General features: G+C 61.0%; 16 protein-coding genes. 11 read left to right on the top strand and 5 right to left on the bottom strand.

Annotated elements, in window-relative coordinates:
* Window position 1 precedes the first annotated feature (1 nt).
* The 8 genes from pepP (at window position 2) to gcvH (ending at window position 8797) form a co-directional block, all read left to right on the top strand.
* Window positions 2-1336 (top strand): Xaa-Pro aminopeptidase, encoded by a 1335-nt coding sequence (gene pepP, locus J2X66_RS06170; protein ID WP_027926458.1) that lies wholly within the window; start codon window positions 2-4, stop codon window positions 1334-1336.
* Window positions 1333-2520 (top strand): 2-octaprenyl-6-methoxyphenyl hydroxylase, encoded by a 1188-nt coding sequence (gene ubiH, locus J2X66_RS06165; protein ID WP_310262217.1) that lies wholly within the window; start codon window positions 1333-1335, stop codon window positions 2518-2520. Before pepP ends, ubiH begins: the two co-directional genes overlap by 4 nt.
* Window positions 2513-2998 (top strand): DUF4442 domain-containing protein, encoded by a 486-nt coding sequence (locus J2X66_RS06160; RefSeq protein WP_310262214.1) that lies wholly within the window; start codon window positions 2513-2515, stop codon window positions 2996-2998. The genes ubiH and J2X66_RS06160 overlap by 8 nt, the downstream gene beginning before the upstream one ends.
* A 9-nt stretch (window positions 2999-3007) precedes the next feature.
* Window positions 3008-4225, top strand: a complete 1218-nt coding sequence (locus tag J2X66_RS06155) for a 2-octaprenyl-3-methyl-6-methoxy-1,4-benzoquinol hydroxylase (RefSeq protein WP_310263068.1) — start codon at window positions 3008-3010, stop codon at window positions 4223-4225.
* A 140-nt stretch (window positions 4226-4365) separates the two neighbouring features.
* On the top strand, window positions 4366-5367 hold the full coding sequence (locus J2X66_RS06150; protein WP_310262212.1) for an extracellular solute-binding protein: 1002 nt from the start codon (window positions 4366-4368) through the stop codon (window positions 5365-5367).
* 140 nt (window positions 5368-5507) lie between these two features.
* A complete protein-coding gene (locus tag J2X66_RS06145) occupies window positions 5508-7124 on the top strand; it encodes an iron ABC transporter permease (protein WP_310262209.1) in 1617 nt (538 codons plus the stop codon).
* Between the two features lie 156 nt (window positions 7125-7280).
* Complete coding sequence (gene gcvT, locus J2X66_RS06140; protein WP_310262207.1) at window positions 7281-8363, top strand: glycine cleavage system aminomethyltransferase GcvT; 1083 nt, start codon at window positions 7281-7283, stop codon at window positions 8361-8363.
* Window positions 8364-8413: 50 nt separating this feature from the next.
* On the top strand, window positions 8414-8797 hold the full coding sequence (gene gcvH, locus J2X66_RS06135; protein WP_310262204.1) for a glycine cleavage system protein GcvH: 384 nt from the start codon (window positions 8414-8416) through the stop codon (window positions 8795-8797).
* Window positions 8798-8909: 112 nt separating this feature from the next.
* On the opposite strand, the gene J2X66_RS06130 is transcribed toward gcvH, so the two are convergent.
* Entirely contained in the window at window positions 8910-10049 is a 1140-nt protein-coding gene (locus J2X66_RS06130; RefSeq protein WP_310262201.1) for a DegT/DnrJ/EryC1/StrS aminotransferase family protein, read from the bottom strand.
* Window positions 10050-10202: 153 nt separating this feature from the next.
* Here J2X66_RS06130 and gcvP point away from each other — a divergent pair, with 153 nt between their 5' ends.
* On the top strand, window positions 10203-13076 hold the full coding sequence (gene gcvP / locus J2X66_RS06125; protein ID WP_310262198.1) for an aminomethyl-transferring glycine dehydrogenase: 2874 nt from the start codon (window positions 10203-10205) through the stop codon (window positions 13074-13076).
* An 81-nt stretch (window positions 13077-13157) separates the two neighbouring features.
* Here gcvP and J2X66_RS06120 read toward each other — a convergent pair whose 3' ends face one another.
* The 3 genes from J2X66_RS06120 to J2X66_RS06110 form a co-directional block, all read right to left on the bottom strand.
* Entirely contained in the window at window positions 13158-13478 is a 321-nt protein-coding gene (locus tag J2X66_RS06120) for a DUF2388 domain-containing protein (protein ID WP_310262196.1), read from the bottom strand.
* A 72-nt stretch (window positions 13479-13550) separates the two neighbouring features.
* Window positions 13551-15335, bottom strand: a complete 1785-nt coding sequence (locus tag J2X66_RS06115) for an ATPase, T2SS/T4P/T4SS family (RefSeq protein WP_310262193.1) — start codon at window positions 15333-15335, stop codon at window positions 13551-13553.
* 90 nt (window positions 15336-15425) lie between these two features.
* Window positions 15426-15764, bottom strand: coding sequence for a hypothetical protein (locus J2X66_RS06110; RefSeq protein ID WP_310262189.1), 339 nt, complete (start codon window positions 15762-15764; stop codon window positions 15426-15428).
* Window positions 15765-15891: 127 nt separating this feature from the next.
* Between J2X66_RS06110 and J2X66_RS06105 the strand changes: the two genes are divergently transcribed.
* A complete protein-coding gene (locus J2X66_RS06105) occupies window positions 15892-16362 on the top strand; it encodes an Lrp/AsnC family transcriptional regulator (protein ID WP_310262187.1) in 471 nt (156 codons plus the stop codon).
* 53 nt (window positions 16363-16415) lie between these two features.
* Here J2X66_RS06105 and J2X66_RS06100 read toward each other — a convergent pair whose 3' ends face one another.
* Window positions 16416-17783 (bottom strand): CYTH domain-containing protein, encoded by a 1368-nt coding sequence (locus J2X66_RS06100; protein WP_310262184.1) that lies wholly within the window; start codon window positions 17781-17783, stop codon window positions 16416-16418.
* 156 nt (window positions 17784-17939) lie between these two features.
* Between J2X66_RS06100 and argE the strand changes: the two genes are divergently transcribed.
* The gene (gene argE, locus J2X66_RS06095) at window positions 17940-19094 is read left to right on the top strand and encodes an acetylornithine deacetylase (protein ID WP_310262181.1); all 1155 of its coding nucleotides are present in this window, start codon (window positions 17940-17942) and stop codon (window positions 19092-19094) included.
* The last annotated feature ends 48 nt before the right edge of the window (window positions 19095-19142 follow it).

Genomic DNA, 19142 nt, shown 5'->3' with positions numbered 1-19142 from the left:
CATGATTCATATCCCGAAATCGGAATACAGCCGTCGCCGCAAGGCCCTGATGGCGCAGATGGAACCCAACAGCATCGCGATCCTGCCCGCCGCCGCGGTCGCCATCCGCAACCGCGACGTCGAGCACGTCTATCGCCAGGACAGCGATTTCCAGTACCTGAGCGGCTTTCCCGAGCCTCAAGCGGTCCTCGTGTTGATGCCGGGGCGTGCCCATGGCGAATACATCCTGTTCTGTCGTGAACGCAACGCCGAGCGCGAGTTGTGGGACGGTTTGCGCGCCGGCCAGGAAGGCGCGATCCGCGACTTCGGCGCCGACGACGCTTTCCCCATCACCGACATCGACGACATCCTGCCGGGCCTGATCGAAGGGCGCGACCGGGTGTATTCGGCCATGGGCAGCAACCCCGAATTCGACCGGCACCTGATGGACTGGATCAACGTGATCCGCTCTAAAGCGCACCTCGGTGCCCAGCCGCCGAACGAATTTGTTGCCCTGGATCATTTGCTTCACGACATGCGCCTGTATAAATCGGCGGCAGAAGTGAAGGTGATGCGCGAAGCCGCACGGATTTCCGCCCAGGCGCACATCCGCGCGATGCAGGCCAGCCGCGTGGGGCTGCACGAGTTCAGCCTTGAAGCCGAGCTTGATTACGAGTTCCGCAAGGGTGGCGCGAAAATGCCGGCCTACGGTTCAATCGTCGCCGCCGGGCGCAACAGCTGCATCCTGCATTACCAGCAGAATGACGCGGTGCTCAAGGACGGAGACCTGGTGCTGATCGACGCCGGTTGCGAGATCGACTGCTACGCCAGCGACATCACCCGCACCTGGCCGGTCAATGGCAAGTATTCACCGGAACAGAAAGCCATCTACGAGTTGGTGCTGGCCTCGCAAGAAGCCGCCTTCGCCGAAATCGCCCCGAACAAACACTGGAATCAGGCGCACGAAGCCACGGTGCGGGTGATTACCACCGGGCTGGTGAAGCTCGGCCTGTTGCAGGGTGACGTCGACGAACTGATCGCCAGCGAAGCCTATAAAGCGTTTTACATGCACCGCGCCGGCCACTGGCTGGGGATGGATGTGCATGACGTTGGCGAATACAAAGTCGGCGGCGAATGGCGGGTGCTGGAGGTCGGCATGGCGCTGACGGTGGAGCCGGGGATCTACATTTCCCCGGACAACCAGAACGTGGCGAAGAAATGGCGCGGCATTGGCGTGCGCATCGAGGACGACGTGGTGGTGACCAAGACCGGTTGTGAAATATTGACCAAAGGCGTGCCGAAAACGGTCGCCGACATCGAGGCCCTGATGGCGCAAGCGCGGACACAAGCAGCATGAGCCGGGTCAATCTGGCAATCATCGGTGGCGGCCTGGTCGGCGCCAGTCTCGCGTTGGCGTTGCAAGCCGGGGCCAAGGCGCGCGGCTGGAAGATCGTCCTGATCGAGCCCTTTGCCCCAGGCGATACATATCAGCCGAGCTACGACGCCCGCTCTTCGGCGCTGTCCTATGGCGCCAAACAGATCTACCAACGGTTGGGTGTGTGGCAGGAAATCTCCCGCCGAGCCGAGCCGATCAAGCAGATTCATGTCTCTGACCGGGGACGTTTTTCCACCGCACGATTGTCGGCGATGGAAGAAGGCGTTCCTGCGTTGGGTTACGTGGTGGAAAACGCCTGGCTCGGCCAATGCCTCTGGCAAGGTCTGGACAAGGACGTGGTCGCCTGGCGTTGCCCGGCGGAAGTCACGCGCATGGAGCCGTTGAGCGATGGCTACCGCTTGAGCCTCAATGACGAAACCACCCTGGAATGCGACCTCGCGGTGCTGGCTGATGGCGGCCGGTCGGGCCTGCGCGAGCAACTGGGGATCGGTATCAAGAAGCGTCCGTACAACCAGAGCGCGCTGATCGCCAACATTACCCCGAGCGAAGCGCACAACGGCATGGCGTTCGAGCGATTCACCGACGACGGCCCGATGGCGCTGTTGCCGCTGCCGGACAACCGCTGCGCCTTGGTCTGGACCCGTCTGGGTATGGACGCGCAGCGGCTGGCCGCACTGGATGAAAAGAGCTTTCTCAGCGAGTTGCAGGGTGTGTTCGGTTATCGCCTCGGCACGTTGAAACAGGTTGGCGCACGTCATCTTTACCCGCTGACGCTGATCGAAGCGGAAGAGCAGGTGCGTCCACATCTGGCGATCCTCGGCAACGCGGCTCACAGCCTGCACCCGATTGCCGGCCAGGGTTTCAACCTGTCGCTGCGTGATGCGCAAGCGTTGTCGGAGGCCTTGTTGGCCAGCGAGAACGGGCCGGGGGACTTCGCTACTTTGCAAGCCTACCGTGAACGCCAGCGTCTGGATCAAAACCTGACCGTGGGTTTCTCCGATCAGGTCACCCGGTTGTTCGGCAGTACCCAGCCGCTGGTGTCGCTGGGCCGCAATCTCGGCCTGCTCGGTCTCGATCTGCTGCCGCCGGCCAAGCGCTGGTTCGCCCGCCAGGCCATGGGTCTGGGTACACGTCCCGATGCTTAAGTGGCTGACGAGCAGGTTCGGCAAGGCGCGGTTGATGCGTTGGTTCATGTCCTTTTACCCACCGTACATGGGCGCCGGGGTTCGGGTGCGGCACATCAGCGATGACTTTCGCGACATCACGGTGTCCATGGGCCTGAGCTGGTACAACCGCAATTACGTAGGCACCCAGTTCGGTGGCAGCCTGTATTCGATGGTCGACCCGTTCTACATGCTGATGCTGATGGAAAACCTCGGGCACCGTTACATCGTCTGGGACAAAGCCGCTGACATCGATTTCATTTCGCCGGGCAAAGGCCCGGTGTTCGCCAGATTCCGTATCGACGAGACCTTGCTCGACGAGATCCGTCGGCAAACGGCCGATGGCGAAAAATACCTGCCGCAATTGCAGGTCGATATTCACGACGGCGCCGGCACCTTGGTGGCGCGGGTCGAAAAAACCCTTTACGTGCGGCTCAAGCCGCAAGCGAGACAGGCTTAAAGCATGGAAATGCGCGCAGATCTGTTGATTGTCGGGGCCGGAATGGTCGGTAGCGCCTTGGCGCTGGCGTTGCAGGACAGCGGGCTGGAAGTCCTGCTGCTGGACGGTAGTCCCTTGAGCGTCAAACCCTTCGATGGCCTGGCGCCGTTCGAACCGCGAGTGAGCGCCTTGTCGACCGCCAGCCAGCGCATCCTCGAACGCCTGGGCGTGTGGGACGGCATCGCCAAGCGACGTAGCAGTCCTTATACCGACATGCACGTCTGGGACGGCAGCGGCACCGGGCAGATCCATTTCTCGGCCGCCAGCGTGCATGCCGACGTGCTTGGGCACATCGTCGAAAATCGTGTGGTTCAGGACGCCTTGCTCGACCGTTTGCACGATTGCGACCTCGGGATGCTGGCCAATGCGCGTCTGGAACAGATGCGCCGCTCGGGCGATGACTGGCTGCTGACTCTGGCCGACGGCCGCACTTTGCGCGCACCGCTGGTGATTGCGGCGGACGGCGCCAACTCGGCTGTTAGGCGCCTGACCGGCATGGCGACGCGCGAGTGGGACTACATGCACCACGCGATTGTCACCAGTGTGCGCAGCTCAAAATCTCACCAAATGACCGCTTGGCAGCGCTTCACCGACAACGGTCCGTTGGCGTTTTTGCCGTTGGTACGCGACGGTCAGCAGGATTGGTGCTCGATCGTCTGGTCGACCACCCCGAGTGAAGCCGAACGCCTGATGGCGCTGGACGACGACGGCTTTTGCCGCGAGCTCGAACGCGCCTTTGAAGGGCGACTCGGCACCGTGCTCAGCGCCGACCCGCGTCTGTGCGTGCCGCTGCGTCAGCGTCACGCCAAGCGTTATGTGGCCGAGGGCCTGGCATTGATCGGCGACGCGGCGCACACCATTCACCCGCTGGCCGGGCAGGGGGTGAACCTTGGTTTCCTCGATGCTGCTGTGTTGGCCGAAGTGCTGCTGCAAGCGTTTGAGCGCGGTGAACGCTTGGCCGATGTCAAAGTGCTGAGCCGTTACGAGCGCCGGCGCATGCCTCACAACCTGGCGCTGATGGCGGCGATGGAAGGGTTTGAGCGGTTGTTCCAGGCTGATCCGCTGCCGGTGCGCTGGTTGCGTAACGCCGGGTTGAAAATGGTTGAGCAGATGCCCGAGGCCAAGGCGTTGTTTGTGCGTGAGGCGCTGGGGTTGACCGGGGATTTGCCGGCGCTGGCCAAGGCATAGGTATTGGGTGAGGCCGGCACATTCGCCGCAGATTTCTGACGATGCAACATCTGGTAACTCCTCCGCGAACTGATTGATTGAGAAGCTAAATGTGAGTCCTTATCATTTGGCCTCACTTTTTCAATCGAGAGATCGCTCCCATGTTGCCGAAGCGTCTACTGACCGCACTCGCCCTGTCCCTGATTGGCAGCACCGCCGCCCAGGCCGCTGACGAGGTGGTGGTTTACTCCTCGCGTATCGACGAGCTGATCAAACCGGTCTTCGACGCCTACACCGCCAAGACCGGGGTGAAGGTGAAGTTCATCACCGACAAGGAAGCGCCGCTGATGCAGCGCATCAAGGCCGAGGGTGAGAACGCCACCGCCGACCTGCTGCTGACGGTCGATGCCGGCAACCTCTGGCAGGCCGAGCAAATGGGCATCCTGCAGCCATTCACCTCCAAAGTGATCGATAGCAACATTCCGCTGCAATATCGCGCTGCCTCCCATGCCTGGACCGGCCTGAGCCTGCGGGCGCGGACCATCGCATACTCCACGGATCGCGTGAAGCCGGGCGAGCTGACCACCTACGAAGCACTGGCTGACAAGAACTGGGAAGGGCGCCTGTGTCTGCGCACGGCGAAGAAGGTCTACAACCAGTCCCTGACCGCCACCATGATCGAAGTGCACGGCGCCGAAAAAACCGAGAAAATCCTCAAGGGCTGGGTGAGCAACCTGTCCACCGACGTGTTCTCGGATGACGTTGCGGTGCTGGAAGCGATCAATGCGGGCCAATGCGATGTCGGTATCGTCAACACCTACTACTACGGTCGCCTGCACAAGCAGAAACCTGATTTGGGCGTGAAACTGTTCTGGCCGAACCAGGCTGACCGCGGTGTGCACGTCAACCTGTCGGGTATCGGCCTGACCAAACACGCGCCGCACCCGGAAGCGGCCAAGGCACTGGTGGAGTGGATGACCACTCCTGAGGCGCAGAACATTTTCGCCGACGTGAACCAGGAATTCCCGGCCAACCCGGCGGTGGCGCCTTCGGAAGAAGTGGCGGCGTGGGGCAAGTTCGTGGCCGATACCCTGCCGGTGGAAGTGGCCGGCAAGCGTCAGGCCGAAGCAATCCGCATGATGGATCGCGCTGGCTGGAACTGACATTACTGCTGATCGTTCTCACGCTCTGCGTGGGAATGCATCCCCCGACGCTCCGCGTCGAAGCGTGACGCAGAGCGTCACAAGATAAGTGCCCACGCAGAGCGTGGGCACAATCATTTATTAATTTCTAGAGAACCCCTTTGGCCCACCCCGCCCAACGCCGCTGGTATCCCCTGGTCTTCGCCATCGCAGCGCTGGTCCTGTTGCCCCTCAGTGTTTTACTGCTGTCCTGGCAAACCATTGATCAACAGATCTGGTCCCACCTCTGGGCTACCCAGATGCCGCGCCTGTTGGGTAACACCCTGACCCTGATAGTCGGCGTCGGAGTCGGCGTCACGCTGCTGGGCGTCAGCCTCGCTTGGTTGACCAGCCTTTGTGAGTTCCCCGGCCGGCGCTGGCTGGACTGGGCGCTGATGTTGCCGTTTGCGATTCCGGCCTATGTGCTGGCGTTTGTCTTCGTCGGCCTGCTGGATTTCGCCGGCCCCGTGCAAACCCTGATGCGCGAGTGGTTTGGCACGGGCCTGAGGTTGCCGCGCGTGCGCTCCACCGGCGGGGTCATTATCGTGCTGGTGCTGGTTTTCTATCCCTACGTCTATCTGCTGGCCCGTACGGCGTTCCTCGCTCAGGGCAAAGGCTTGATGGAAGCCGCCAGGGTGCTGGGCCAGTCGCCGTGGCAGGCGTTCTGGCGAGTGGCTTTGCCCATGGCGCGCCCGGCCATTGGCGCAGGGGTGGCACTGGCATTGATGGAAACCCTGGCGGATTTTGGCGCCGTGTCGGTGTTCAACTTCGACACGTTCACCACCGCGATCTACAAAACCTGGTACGGGTTCTTCAGCCTGTCCACCGCCGCCCAACTGGCCAGCCTGTTGCTGCTGGTGGTGATGGTGGTGCTGTACGGCGAGCGGCGAGCTCGCGGGGCCAACCGTACGAGCAACGAACGGCCGCGGGTCAAGGCGCTGTATCACCTGCGGGGCTTCAAGGCGCTGGCGGCGATGAGCTGGTGCGGCCTGGTGTTTGCCTGTGCGTTCGTCATCCCGATGCTGCAACTGCTGGTGTGGTTCTGGCAGCGCGGGCGCTTCGATCTGGATGAGCGTTACACCGGCCTGATTCTTCACACCTTGTACCTGGGCGGCATGGCAGCCTTGATCACGGTCAGCGTTGCTTTGGTGCTGGCGTTCGCCCGGCGCCTGGCACCGACCCGAACAATCCGCTCCGGCATCGGCCTGGCCAATCTGGGCTACGCCTTGCCGGGTTCGGTATTGGCGGTCTCGATCATGCTGGCCTTCAGTTACCTCGATCGCGAACTGGTCATCCCGCTGTCCGGCTGGCTCGGCGGGGCCGGCAAACCCTTGCTGCTGGGCAGTCTGTCGGCGTTATTGCTGGCTTATCTGGTACGTTTCATCGCAGTGGCTTATGGGCCACTGGAAAGCAGCCTGGCGCGTATACGGCCATCTTTGCCCGAAGCAGCACGTAGCCTTGGCGTCAGTGGGCCACGACTGTTTTTCAAGGTGTATCTGCCGTTGTTGTTGCCGGGTACGTTGAGCGCCGCATTGCTGGTGTTCGTCGATGTGCTCAAGGAAATGCCCGCCACCCTGCTGATGCGCCCGTTTGGCTGGGACACGCTGGCCGTGCGGATCTTTGAAATGACCAGCGAAGGGGAATGGGCGAGGGCGTCTTTGCCAGCACTGACGCTGGTTTTGGTCGGCCTGTTACCGGTCATCGGATTGATTCGACGTTCGGCGCATCGAAACAGCTAGGTGCCAGTCCTACACCTTGCGGCTACAATGCGCGGCATTCGGTGCGGTCCGTCTGACAGACCCGGTAGCTGAAATCGGCTGAAAGCCTTCTAGTTCAAGGTTTTCACCCCGTGCAGCACCTGTCCGCACCTTCGCCACGCCCGGAAGGAGAAACCCATGGGACAGCGTACGCCTCTGTATGACCTTCATCTCGCCCTCGGCGCGAAGATGGTCGATTTTGGCGGTTGGGATATGCCTCTGCATTACGGCTCGCAGGTCGAGGAACACCACCAGGTGCGCCGCGATTGCGGGGTTTTCGATGTATCCCACATGACCGTGATCGATATCAGCGGCCCCCAGGCCAAAGCCTGGCTCCAGCATTTGCTGGCCAATGATGTCGAACGCCTGCACAGCCCCGGCCGTGCCTTGTACAGCACCATGCTCAATGAGCGCGGCGGCATCGTCGACGACATGATCGTCTATCGCCTCGACGACGGTTATCGCCTGGTGGTCAACGCCTCCACCCGCAATCAAGACCTCGCCTGGATGCAGGCTCGCCTCGACGGCTTCGATGTGCAACTCAACGAGCGTGCAGAGCTGGCGATGCTGGCGATTCAAGGCCCGCATGCCCGGCAAAAAATCTGCGAACTGGTCTCTCAGGCCCGCAGCAATCTGATTCAGCTGCTCAAGCCATTCGAGGGCCAGCCAGAAGGTGACTGGTTCATCGCCCGTACCGGTTACACCGGCGAAGATGGATTGGAAATCGTTCTACCGGCTGATCAGGCACCGGGTTTTTTCAACGATCTGGTCGGCGCAGGCATTTCCCCCATCGGCCTGGGGGCGCGGGATACCTTGCGAGTTGAAGCCGGCATGAACCTGTACGGTCAGGACATTCATCAAGATGTATCGCCATTGGCGTCCAATATGGCCTGGAGCATTGCCTGGGAACCGGCCTCTCGCCAGTTCATCGGGCGCACCGCCCTGGAAGCCGAACGGGCCGGCGGCGTACAGCACAAACTGGTGGGACTGGTCCTTGAGGAGCGCGGTGTTTTGCGCGCTCATCAAGTGGTCCGCATCGCCAATGTTGGCGAAGGGGAGATCACCAGTGGTAGTTTCTCTCCTACGCTTAGCAAGTCGATAGCACTGGCGCGCGTGCCGATGGCAACTGCAGACCGCGCAGAAGTGGAAATCCGTGGCAAGTGGTACCCGGTCCGAGTGGTCAAGCCGACCTTCGTACGCCATGGCAAAACCTTGATCTAACCTTTTTTGGCGGACTACAACCGCTGACATTTTTCTTGAGGACACAGAACATGAGCGATATTCCTGCCGACCTGCGTTTTGCCGAAAGTCACGAATGGGCCCGCCTGGAAGCCGACGGCACCGTCACCGTGGGCATTAGCGATCACGCGCAGGAAGCGCTGGGTGATGTGGTGTTCGTGGAACTGACTGAAGTGGGCAACAAGTTTGCGGCTGAAGATCAGGCCGGCGTTGTTGAATCGGTGAAAGCCGCCTCCGACATCTACTCCCCGATTGCCGGTGAAGTGATTGCGGTCAACGAAGAATTGAGCGCCAACCCGGAGCTGCTCAACACCGACCCGTACGGCGCATGGATCTTCAAGCTCAAGCCAAGCGACGCCGCTGATCTGGAAAAACTGCTCGACGCCGCCGGCTACAAGGCTGCGATCGGCGAGTAAACCCCGCTCTGCGAAATCCATGTAGGAGTGAGCCTGCTCGCGATTGCGGTGTGTCAGTAAACATTTATTCCAACTGACCACCGCCATCGCGAGCAGGCTCACTCCTACAGGTTCAAGGCTTCAGAACAGCTTTGACCGCTGCCACCGAACGCTCGACATCCGCTTTGCTCATCGCCGTGAACATCGGCAACGAGACAATCAAACGACCGACCCGCTCGGCGACCGGGAACATGCCCTCCTTGAAACCGCGTTCGCGGTAAAGGCTCAGCAAGTGAATCGGCGGGTAGTGGTAGCCAATACCGACCCCCAATGCCTGCATCTGCTCCATAAAGGTCGCCCGTGCCGGCAGGCCATCCCCGCGCTCCGGCAACACCAGCTGGAACAAATGCCAGTTGCTGTTCTCGAAATCCGCCGGGGGCAGTTGAGCCCCGTACTGCGCCTCGAAATCCTCACCAAAACATGCGAAGTAGTGTCGGGCCAGTTCACGGCGATGGGCCGTGATGGCTTCGATGTGCGCAAATTGCCCAAGGCCGATGGCCGCCGCGACGTCGGTCATGTTGAACTTGCCGCCCAGCACATCGACATCCAAACCATCGAAGCCGCTGCGGGTCACGCCCTGCAAACGGTACTTCTGTGCCAGTCGCACTTCCTCATCATTATTCAGCACCAGGCAACCGCCCTCTGAGGAGGTGACGTTCTTGTTCGCCTGGAAACTGAAGGACACGAAATCGCCGGTCGAGCCGATGCGCTGGCCGTTCCAGCTGGAGCCCAGCGCCTGGGCCGCATCTTCCAGCACCCGCAGGTTGTACTGCTTCGCCAGTGCGTAAAGGCGCGACATGTCCACCGGCAGCCCGGCGAGGAACACCGGCAGGATCGCTTTGGTACGCGGGGTGATAGCGGCTTCGAGCTGAGCCAGGTCGATGTTGCGGGTGACCGGGTCGATGTCGGCAAACACCGGGGTAGCGCCGACTTCCAGAATGACGTTGGCGGTGGCCACCCAGGAAATCGGTGTGGTGATCACTTCATCGCCCGGTCCTACCCCGGCAATGCGCAAAGCGATTTCCATGGTGCAGGTGCCGGAATTGAAGGTGAGCACCGGGCGCCCGCCAAAAAAATCCGAGAGTTGTTGTTCAAAGGCCTGGACCTTGGGGCCGCTGGTAATCCAGCCCGAGCGCAACACATCGCCAACCGCGGCTATCGTCGCTTCATCGATAGTGGGTTTGGAGAACGGCAGGAAAGGCTGTGAGCTCATAAATTAGGTCACCTGATCAGCGGACGTTAGGCAGATGCCGAGCATGATGTCTGTAATGGTCGTCGGCGCCAAGCCATCCGCCCGGATATCGACTGCTATGCTGGTTTGACCGTGTTACATCGACGCTGAGCGCCAGTCTAGAGAGAGCCCGTCATGTCCCAGTTGCCATCCTTGAGCCAGTTACGCGACCCCAATGCCTTTCTACGCCGCCACCTCGGCCCCGATGCCGACGAGCAGCAGGCGATGCTCGACAGCCTCGGCCTCGGCAGTCGGGTCGAACTGATCGAGCAGACGGTGCCGCCGGGAATCCGTCTGAACCGCCCGCTCGACCTGCCGCCCGCCCTCGATGAACAAGCGGCGCTGGCCAAGCTGCGTGGCTACGCTGAGCAAAACCAAGTCTGGACCAGCCTGATCGGCATGGGTTACCACGGCACCCTCACGCCGACCGTGATTGTGCGAAACGTCCTGGAAAACCCCGGTTGGTACACCGCGTACACGCCTTATCAGCCGGAAATTGCCCAAGGGCGACTTGAAGCGCTGCTGAATTTCCAGCAACTGACCATCGACCTCACCGGCCTGGAACTGGCCAACGCATCCTTGCTGGATGAAGCCACCGCCGCCGCGGAAGCCATGGCGCTGGCCAAGCGTGTCGCCAAGTCCAAAAGTAATCTGTTCTTCGTCGACCAGAACTGTCATCCGCAGACCATTTCCGTGGTACAGACCCGCGCCGAAGGCTTCGGCTTCGAGCTGATCATCGACGCTGTGGATAACTTGAAACAGCACCAGGTGTTCGGTGCACTGCTGCAATACCCCGACACCCATGGCGAGATCCGCGATCTGCGGCCGCTGATCGATCACCTGCACGCGCAGCAAGCCCTGGCGTGTGTCGCCACTGATCTGTTGAGCCTGCTGTTACTGACCCCGCCAGGAGAGTTGGGCGCTGACGTGGTGTTCGGCTCATCTCAGCGTTTTGGTGTGCCCATGGGCTACGGCGGGCCGCACGCGGCGTTTTTTGCCAGCCGTGATGAATACAAACGGGCGATTCCCGGGCGGATCATCGGCGTGTCCAAAGACGCTCGCGGCAACGTTGCCTTGCGCATGGCCCTGCAAACCCGCGAGCAACATATTCGCCGCGAGAAGGCCAACTCAAACATTTGCACCGCTCAGGTATTGCTGGCCAACATCGCCAGTTTCTACGCGGTCTACCACGGACCTGAAGGGCTCAAGCGAATTGCCCAGCGCGTGCATCGCTTGACCTGCATCCTCGCTGCCGGCCTTGAGCGGCATGGCGTCAGTCGCCTGAATGAACACTTCTTCGACACCCTGACCCTGGACGTCGGCGGCACCCAGACCGCGATCATCGAAAGCGCTCAGGCGGCGCAGATCAATGTGCGGATTCTGGGGCGAGGGCAGTTGGGGTTGAGCCTCGATGAAACCACTGACGAAACCACCGTTGCCAAGTTGTTCGATGTGTTCCTCGGCGCCGATCATGGTCTGAGTATCGACGAACTGGACGCTGAAACGCTGGTGTCGGGCATTCCTGACGAGCTGCTGCGCACCTCTCCTTATCTGCGTCACCCGGTGTTCAATGCGCACCACAGCGAAACCGAGATGCTGCGCTACCTCAAGCAACTGGAGAACAAGGACCTTGCCCTCAACCAGTCGATGATCCCGCTGGGCTCCTGCACCATGAAGCTCAACGCCACCAGCGAGATGATCCCGATCACCTGGCCGCAGTTCGCCAACCTGCACCCGTTCGTGCCGAAGGAGCAGGCCGTGGGGTATTCGCTGATGATTGAAGAACTGGAACGCTGGCTCTGCGCGATCACCGGTTTCGATGCGATTTGCATGCAACCCAACTCCGGCGCCCAAGGCGAATACGCCGGGTTGCTGGCGATCCGCAAATACCACGAGAGCCGTCATCAAGGGGCGCGGGATCTGTGCCTGATTCCATCTTCGGCCCACGGCACCAACCCGGCCTCGGCGCAGATGGCCGGGATGCGCGTGGTGATTGTCGAGTGCGACGAAGCCGGCAACGTCGATCTGGAAGACCTCAAGCAAAAAGCCTCGGAGGCGGGGGACAAACTCGCGTGCCTGATGGCGACGTATCCATCGACCCATGGCGTCTATGAGGAAGGCATCAGCGAGATCTGTGAGGTTATTCACAGCCACGGCGGTCAGGTGTACATGGATGGCGCCAACCTCAACGCGCAAGTCGGCCTGGCGCGTCCGGCGGATATCGGCGCCGACGTGTCACACATGAACCTGCACAAAACGTTCTGCATTCCCCATGGCGGCGGCGGGCCAGGCATGGGGCCGATTGGAGTGCGGGCGCACCTGGCGCCGTTCGTGGCCAATCACCCGGTGGTACCCATTGACGGGCCGTTGCCGCAGAACGGCGCCGTGAGCGCAGCGCCCTGGGGCAGTGCGAGCATCCTGCCGATCAGCTGGATGTACATCGCGATGATGGGGCCGCAACTGGCGGACGCCAGCGAAGTGGCAATCCTCGCCGCGAATTACCTGGCGCAGCATTTGTCCGGTGCGTTCCCGGTGCTCTACACCGGGCGCAATGAGCGGGTCGCGCACGAATGCATCCTGGATCTACGGCCATTGAAAGCGCTGACCGGCATCAGTGAAGAAGACGTTGCCAAGCGCCTGATGGATTACGGTTTCCATGCGCCCACCATGTCATTTCCCGTGCCGGGGACGTTGATGGTCGAGCCGACCGAAAGTGAATCGAAAGCCGAACTGGACCGGTTTATCGGGGCGATGCTGAGCATCCGTGCGGAAATCAGCGAGGTGGAAAACGGCAACTGGCCGGCCGAGGACAATCCGCTGAAGCGTTCGCCACATACTTTGGCGGACATCACCGGCGTGTGGGAGCGGTCGTACAGCATCGAGCAAGCGGTGACGCCGGATGCGCACACCCGACAGCACAAATACTGGCCGGTGGTGAATCGGGTGGATAACGTCTATGGCGATAGAAACCTGTTCTGTGCCTGTGTGCCGGTGGATGATTACCGCTGAAATCTCGCCGTGCTCCTACAGGGGATTTGTGTCGGGCAAAAAAATGCCGCTCATGTGAGCGGCATTTTTGTATCGATGGACTTACTTCGAAGCGACGGCATTCTTCGCCAGAATCGCATTCGCCAGTTCCATGTCCGTTGCTTGCAGGCCCGGGTTGTCGGCGCGGACTTTGTGCATCGCCGCTTCCAGGTAAGGGCCGCGAATGCCGCCGTCACTGGCGACGAAGCTGCTGGCATCGTCCTGGGCGGCGACAACCATTTTGTTGTCCCTGGACGTCAGGTAAGTCGACGCGGTAGTTGCACCGGAGGTGAGGACATTTTGCCAAAAGCTATCATCGGCCATCGCGCTACCGACTGGAAGAGAGAGCAGCGCGGCGGTGGCGACAGCAAATTTGAAACGCATGATGGGTGACTCCACTGGGTTGACTGCGGCCTTGGATAGCCAACCCTGAATCGAGTTCCATGATGAGCGCGTTTACTTTTGCTCGCTCTGCGGTGTCACGCGCAGCACCTCTTCGATCGTGGTCAAACCCGCCGCCACTTTCTGAGCGCCCGACAGCCGCAAGCTGCGCATACCCTCCTTGAACGCCTGACGCCGGATCGCCAGCAAGTCGGTGTCGGGATTGATCAACGCTTTGACGCCGTCCGTCAGTTGCATGATTTCGTAGACCCCGGCGCGACCGTGATAGCCGGTGTCGCGACATTCCAGGCAGCCGATGGCGCGTTGCGCGTTGGTGGGCCGCGGCGCTTGCCAGGGTTTGGTCAGGGTTTGCCAATCCTCTTCGCCCAGCGTCAGCGGGGCCTTGCAGTGCGGACACAAAGTGCGCACCAGGCGCTGGGCCATGACGCCGAGCACCGTGGCTTTGATCAGGTAATGCGGCACGCCAAGTTCCAGCAGGCGACTGATCGCGCTCGGTGCGTCGTTGGTGTGCAACGTCGAGAGCACCAAGTGGCCGGTGAGCGCCGCTTGAATCGCCATTTCGGCGGTTTCGAGGTCGCGTATCTCGCCGATCATGATGATGTCCGGGTCCTGTCGCATCAGCGCGCGCACGCCGGCGGCGAAGGTCAGGTCGATGTTGTGCTGGACCTGCATCTGGTTGAACGCGGGCTCGACCATTTCAATCGGGTCTTCGATGGTGCAGAGGTTGACCTCCGGCGTCGCCAGTTTCTTCAGCGTGGTGTAAAGCGTGGTGGTCTTGCCCGAACCGGTCGGCCCGGTGACGAGAATGATGCCGTTGGGCTGACGGGTCATGTCCTGCCAGCGGCGCAGGTCTTCGGCGGAAAAGCCCAACTGATCGAAATCCTTGAGCAGCACTTCCGGGTCGAAGATCCGCATGACCATTTTTTCGCCAAACGCCGTCGGCAATGTCGACAGGCGCAGCTCGACTTCGCCACCGTCCGGGGTTTTGGTCTTGACCCGGCCGTCCTGGGGTTTGCGCTTTTCCGCGACGTTCATCCGCCCCAGGCTTTTCAGGCGACTGACGATGGCCATGGTCACTTGCGGCGGGAATTGATAGACGTTGTGCAACACGCCGTCGATGCGAAAGCGCACCGTGCCTTGCTCGCGTCGGGGTTCGATGTGGATATCGCTGGCGCGCTGCTGGAAGGCGTACTGGAACAGCCAGTCGACGATGTTGACGATGTGCGCATCATTGGCGTCCGGCTCCTGGTCGCTGGCGCCGAGGTTGAGCAGTTGTTCGAAATTGCCCAGAGAACTGGTCTGCTGATCGGCAGTGGTCGCACCACTGACCGATTTGGCCAGACGAAAAAACTCGACGCTCAAGCGCTGGATGTCCACCGGGTTGGCCACGACCCGTTTGATCGGCAGCTTCAACACGTGGGTCAGGTCGGCTTCCCAACCGCTGACGTAAGGCTGGGCGCTGGCCACGGTCACCGCGTCGCGGTCGATGGACACCGCGAGGATCTTGTGGCGCTGGGCAAAGGCATAGGACATCAGCGGCGTAATGGCCGCGACGTTGATTTTCAGCGGATCAATACGCAGGTAAGGCTGGCCGGCCTGCTGCGACAGCCACAGGGTCAGGCTTTCCAGGTCCAGGTGTTTGCCGGGGCGGCTGAGATCGTCGAGGTGTTGGCTGGCAATGAATTCCAGCGGATGCATCTGGCCATTGGCGGCGTGGCGGCGGCGGGCATTGAGCGCGTGCTCGGCCGAGTCCTGGCTGATGAAGCCTTGGGCGACCAGTTCGCGCAGCAAATCATTGAGATCCAGCCAGCGGTCCTGAATGGCAAGTTGAACGGACATGCGGGCTCCTCATGAACAACAGTCCGCAAAGGATAGTCGCGCAGCCGTCGACCGTTGGGCCACTACCCGACGAAGCCGTGTCGGGATTTGTCAGCCCGCTGCCTGGGCCGGTTGATCCCACATCGCATCAGCCGCTTGCAACTCGACCGAGCAGACGCTGATCAGGTTACGTAATTTTTCCGCAATCACTTGGGCACGGTGCCAACTGAGACCGTCCATGACGATGTCGATCGACAGCAGATCCTCCTTGCGCTGCACGTTGACCTGTTGCGGCGTCAAACACTGCAAGGCAAACAGATTGAGCGCTCGGCACAGCAGATCCGGCTCGGCCTCGGCCAGCAGTTGGTAATGAACGCGGCAGTGGGCGTTGCTGATACTCCAGACATCGGCGCGGGTGGTCGGGGTATGAACGGCTTCCAGGTGCGGCATGGTCAGGCTCCAAAAATCACTGGAGGAATTTTTACATTCGGTGCCGGGCATTTCTTATCTATGATTGGACCTCTTGGCGATTTATCGAATTGTGTAATTCGAATAACGAACGATTGAAGGTTTTTTTATGCAAAGCGAACTGGATGGCTACGACCGCAAGATTCTTGCGTTGCTGCAGGAGGACGCTTCGCTCTCCAGCGCGCAAATCGCCGAACAGGTGGGGCTGTCGCAGTCGCCGTGCTGGCGGCGGATTCAGCGGATGAAGGAGGAGGGGATCATTCGTGGGCAGGTGACGCTGCTGGACCGCAAGAAGATCGGCCTGAACACGCAGATCTTTGCCGAGATCAAACTCAACGCGCACGGGCGGTCTAACTTCACTGAATTCACCGAGGCGATTCGCGGTTTTCCCGAAGTGCTGGAGTGTTATGTGCTGATGGGGTCGGTGGATTTTTTGCTGCGGATCGTCACGGCAGACATTGAGGCGTATGAGCGGTTTTTCTTTGAAAAACTGTCGATGGTGCCGGGGATACAGGAAGTGAACTCGATTGTGGCGTTGTCGGAGATCAAATCCACAACGAGTTTGCCGGTGTTGCGTTAACTCGACGCTGATCATTCCCACGCTCCCGCGTGGGAATGATCATCATCGCGGTATTACATGCGCAGGAGCATTTTCCAGGCACGATTCTGATACACCGCAATCGCCTGCTGCTTACGCGCATCCAGCGATTCATCGGTGATCGGCTCGTTGGCCAGTTGCGCCAGCTGTTTCAGCTCACCGTACAGGCGATCCATTTCCGGGATGTCCAGCACGCCACGGGCATGGTGCAGCCACGCCTGAATGCGCTCGATGCGCGGCAGTTGCTCGGCGAGGTCTTCCGGCTGTTGCTGATAACGCTGCAATTGCAGGGACGTTGCTTCTTCACCCAGCAAACGCGGCAACCAGCTACCCAGTTGCGCAGCGCCCTGACGATTGCCACGGACGTTGCGATCGGCCGCCCAGGTTCGGGCCAGCAACCAGCGTGAGGTGTTCAGCGAGAACAGGCCCCAGCGCGGGTCCTCCAGTTCTTCGAGGAATTGTTCCGGCGCGGCTTTGCGCACGTCTTCGTCCTCGATACCGGCCTGTACCAGCGGGCGCCAGTCTTCCAGCAACGCATCCAGCGCCAGGCGCAGGTCGTGCGTCGACTGACGTGGCGCGGCCTGGCCCAGGCTGCTAAGCAGAGCACGCAATTCTGCGAGATTTTCGACCCAGTCCAGCAATAGGCGCCAATGGCCATTGAAGCGATACTGCTCGGCCAGACGCTGGCTGCTGCCCAGCAAATGCCAGCTCAGCGCGGCGAACGCGTCGTCCAGCGGGGTTTCGGCGGTGATTTGCGGTGCCGGCAGGCTCAACGAATAGCTGTTGGCGTCGTACAGGCGATAGCCGCGCTCAGCCTTGCTGATGTCACACGGCATCAGGGCCAGGGTCGCGGCCAGTTCAGCGGCCAGTTCCAGCAGGGCGGCCGGCTCGCCTTCGCGCAATTCCAGTTCCAGCTCGCAGATTTCTTCTTTCTGCTTGCCGACGATCACGTGGCCCAGGTCCAGCGCGGCTTCGATGACCACTTTGGTCTTGCCACGGCCCCAGGCGATTTCAGCGCGTTCGCGAACGAAATCGGTGGTGAAGATCGGCTTGAGGGTTTTCTTGTCCAGCTCGGCCAGCTCTTCAGGCCAGCATTCGCCGTCGAGTTTTTTCACGTCGAGCTTGGCTTTGGGCAGGTTCCAGTCGTATTCGTTACGCTCGGACAAACCGGCGACACTCTGGCCGCGGGTCTTGAGCGTCTGAATCACTTCTTCGCCATCGCGGCGCAGGCGCAGGGCAACCTTGGCGCGGGCCAGGTCGCGCTCAGGCGTGTCGAAGTACTGATTCATCAACTCACGGCGTTCCCAGCCACTTTTGTTGCGTTTTTTCAGGAGCGGGTGCTCGCGCAGGGCGGCGAGGGTTTCGCGGCTGACGCGGAGCTTGATTTCGGTTTCTTTCTGCATGGCCGGAAAATCCAGGATCGGGAGCGCAGCCGGGGGAATGTGTGGCTGCCAAGGTCGTGCAGTGTACAGGACTCGCAAGTCCTACGCGCCGCGACGGTTTATTCCTGTCGCCGGATGGTTCTATGATGGACTTCAATTCGGGAGTTGGAGTCAGCGATGCCTTTGCCGTCCATGAAAGATCAGTTCGCTGCACTGATCGCTGCGCCGTCGGTCAGCTGCACCCAACCGAACCTGGATCAGACCAACCGCCCGGTAATCGATTTGCTGGCGACGTGGCTGGGTGATCTGGGTTTTGCCTGTGATATTCAGCAAGTCAGCCCCGGCAAGTTCAACCTGCTCGCCAGTTTTGGCTCCGGCCCCGGTGGCCTGGTGCTGGCCGGTCACAGTGACACGGTGCCGTTTGACGGCGCGTTGTGGCAGACCGATCCGCTGAAACTCACCGAAGTCGATGGTCGCTGGGTGGGCCTGGGCAGTTGCGACATGAAGGGCTTTTTCGCCCTGGCCATTGAAGCGGTGATCCCGCTGCTCGATCAGCCGTTCAAGCAACCGTTGCTGATCCTCGCTACCTGCGATGAAGAAAGCTCGATGTCCGGTGCTCGCGCCTTGGCCAAGGCCGGGCGTCCATTGGGCCGTGCGGCGGTCATAGGCGAGCCGACCGGGCTGAAGCCGATCCGCATGCACAAAGGCATCATGATGGAGCGCATCGACATTCTCGGTCAGAGTGGCCACTCCTCGGACCCACGCCTGGGTCACAGCGCCCTCGAAGCGATGCACGATGCAATCGGTGAGTTACGTGGTCTGCGCCTGTTGTGGCAGCGCGAATTCCGTAATCCGCAGTTTGGCGTGCCGACGCCGACCATGAACTTCGGCTGCATCCATGGCGGCGACAACCCTAACCGTATCTGCGGCCAGTGTTCGCTGGAGTTCGACCTGCGGCCACTGCCGGGCATGGACCCCAAGGCCTTGCGCGCGGAGATTCTGCAGCGGCTCAAACCGGTTGCCGAGCGCCATCAGGTGAAGATCGATTACGCGCCTCTGTTCCCCGAGGTGCCGCCCTTCGAACAGGCCGAAGACTCGGAATTGGTACGGGTGGCGCAAAAGCTTACCGGCCATGACGCCGAAGCAGTGGCGTTCGGCACCGAAGCGCCTTATCTTCAGCAACTTGGCTGCGAGACACTGGTGCTCGGCCCGGGCGATATCGCCTGCGCCCACCAACCGGGGGAATACCTCGAAATGTCACGTTTGCAGCCTACCGTGCATCTATTACGTCAACTGATTCAACATTACTGCCTGACAACGGCCGTCACGTAACCCTTGTAGGAGCCGAGCTTGCTCGCGATGAGGCCAGCACAGCCAACA

It is taken from the genome of Pseudomonas sp. 3296, from assembly GCF_031456615.1.
GTDB classification, from domain to species: domain Bacteria; phylum Pseudomonadota; class Gammaproteobacteria; order Pseudomonadales; family Pseudomonadaceae; genus Aquipseudomonas; species Aquipseudomonas mucoides.
Note: the sequence above shows the minus strand (reverse complement) of the source record. Positions and strands in the feature narration are given on the sequence as shown.

Excerpts from the sequence above, each read along its gene's own strand:
- argE (WP_310262181.1), top strand. The coding sequence starts at position 17,940 with ATGCCTTTGCCGTCCATGAAAGATCAGTTCGCTGCACTGATCGCTGCG.
- ubiH (WP_310262217.1), top strand. The coding sequence starts at position 1,333 with ATGAGCCGGGTCAATCTGGCAATCATCGGTGGCGGCCTGGTCGGCGCC.
- gcvP (WP_310262198.1), top strand. The coding sequence starts at position 10,203 with ATGTCCCAGTTGCCATCCTTGAGCCAGTTACGCGACCCCAATGCCTTT.
- J2X66_RS06130 (WP_310262201.1), bottom strand. The coding sequence starts at position 10,049 with ATGAGCTCACAGCCTTTCCTGCCGTTCTCCAAACCCACTATCGATGAA.
- J2X66_RS06100 (WP_310262184.1), bottom strand. The coding sequence starts at position 17,783 with ATGCAGAAAGAAACCGAAATCAAGCTCCGCGTCAGCCGCGAAACCCTC.
- J2X66_RS06150 (WP_310262212.1), top strand. The coding sequence starts at position 4,366 with ATGTTGCCGAAGCGTCTACTGACCGCACTCGCCCTGTCCCTGATTGGC.
- J2X66_RS06120 (WP_310262196.1), bottom strand. The coding sequence starts at position 13,478 with ATGCGTTTCAAATTTGCTGTCGCCACCGCCGCGCTGCTCTCTCTTCCA.
- J2X66_RS06155 (WP_310263068.1), top strand. The coding sequence starts at position 3,008 with ATGCGCGCAGATCTGTTGATTGTCGGGGCCGGAATGGTCGGTAGCGCC.
- J2X66_RS06115 (WP_310262193.1), bottom strand. The coding sequence starts at position 15,335 with ATGTCCGTTCAACTTGCCATTCAGGACCGCTGGCTGGATCTCAATGAT.
- J2X66_RS06160 (WP_310262214.1), top strand. The coding sequence starts at position 2,513 with ATGCTTAAGTGGCTGACGAGCAGGTTCGGCAAGGCGCGGTTGATGCGT.
- gcvH (WP_310262204.1), top strand. The coding sequence starts at position 8,414 with ATGAGCGATATTCCTGCCGACCTGCGTTTTGCCGAAAGTCACGAATGG.
- gcvT (WP_310262207.1), top strand. The coding sequence starts at position 7,281 with ATGGGACAGCGTACGCCTCTGTATGACCTTCATCTCGCCCTCGGCGCG.
- J2X66_RS06105 (WP_310262187.1), top strand. The coding sequence starts at position 15,892 with ATGCAAAGCGAACTGGATGGCTACGACCGCAAGATTCTTGCGTTGCTG.
- pepP (WP_027926458.1), top strand. The coding sequence starts at position 2 with ATGATTCATATCCCGAAATCGGAATACAGCCGTCGCCGCAAGGCCCTG.
- J2X66_RS06110 (WP_310262189.1), bottom strand. The coding sequence starts at position 15,764 with ATGCCGCACCTGGAAGCCGTTCATACCCCGACCACCCGCGCCGATGTC.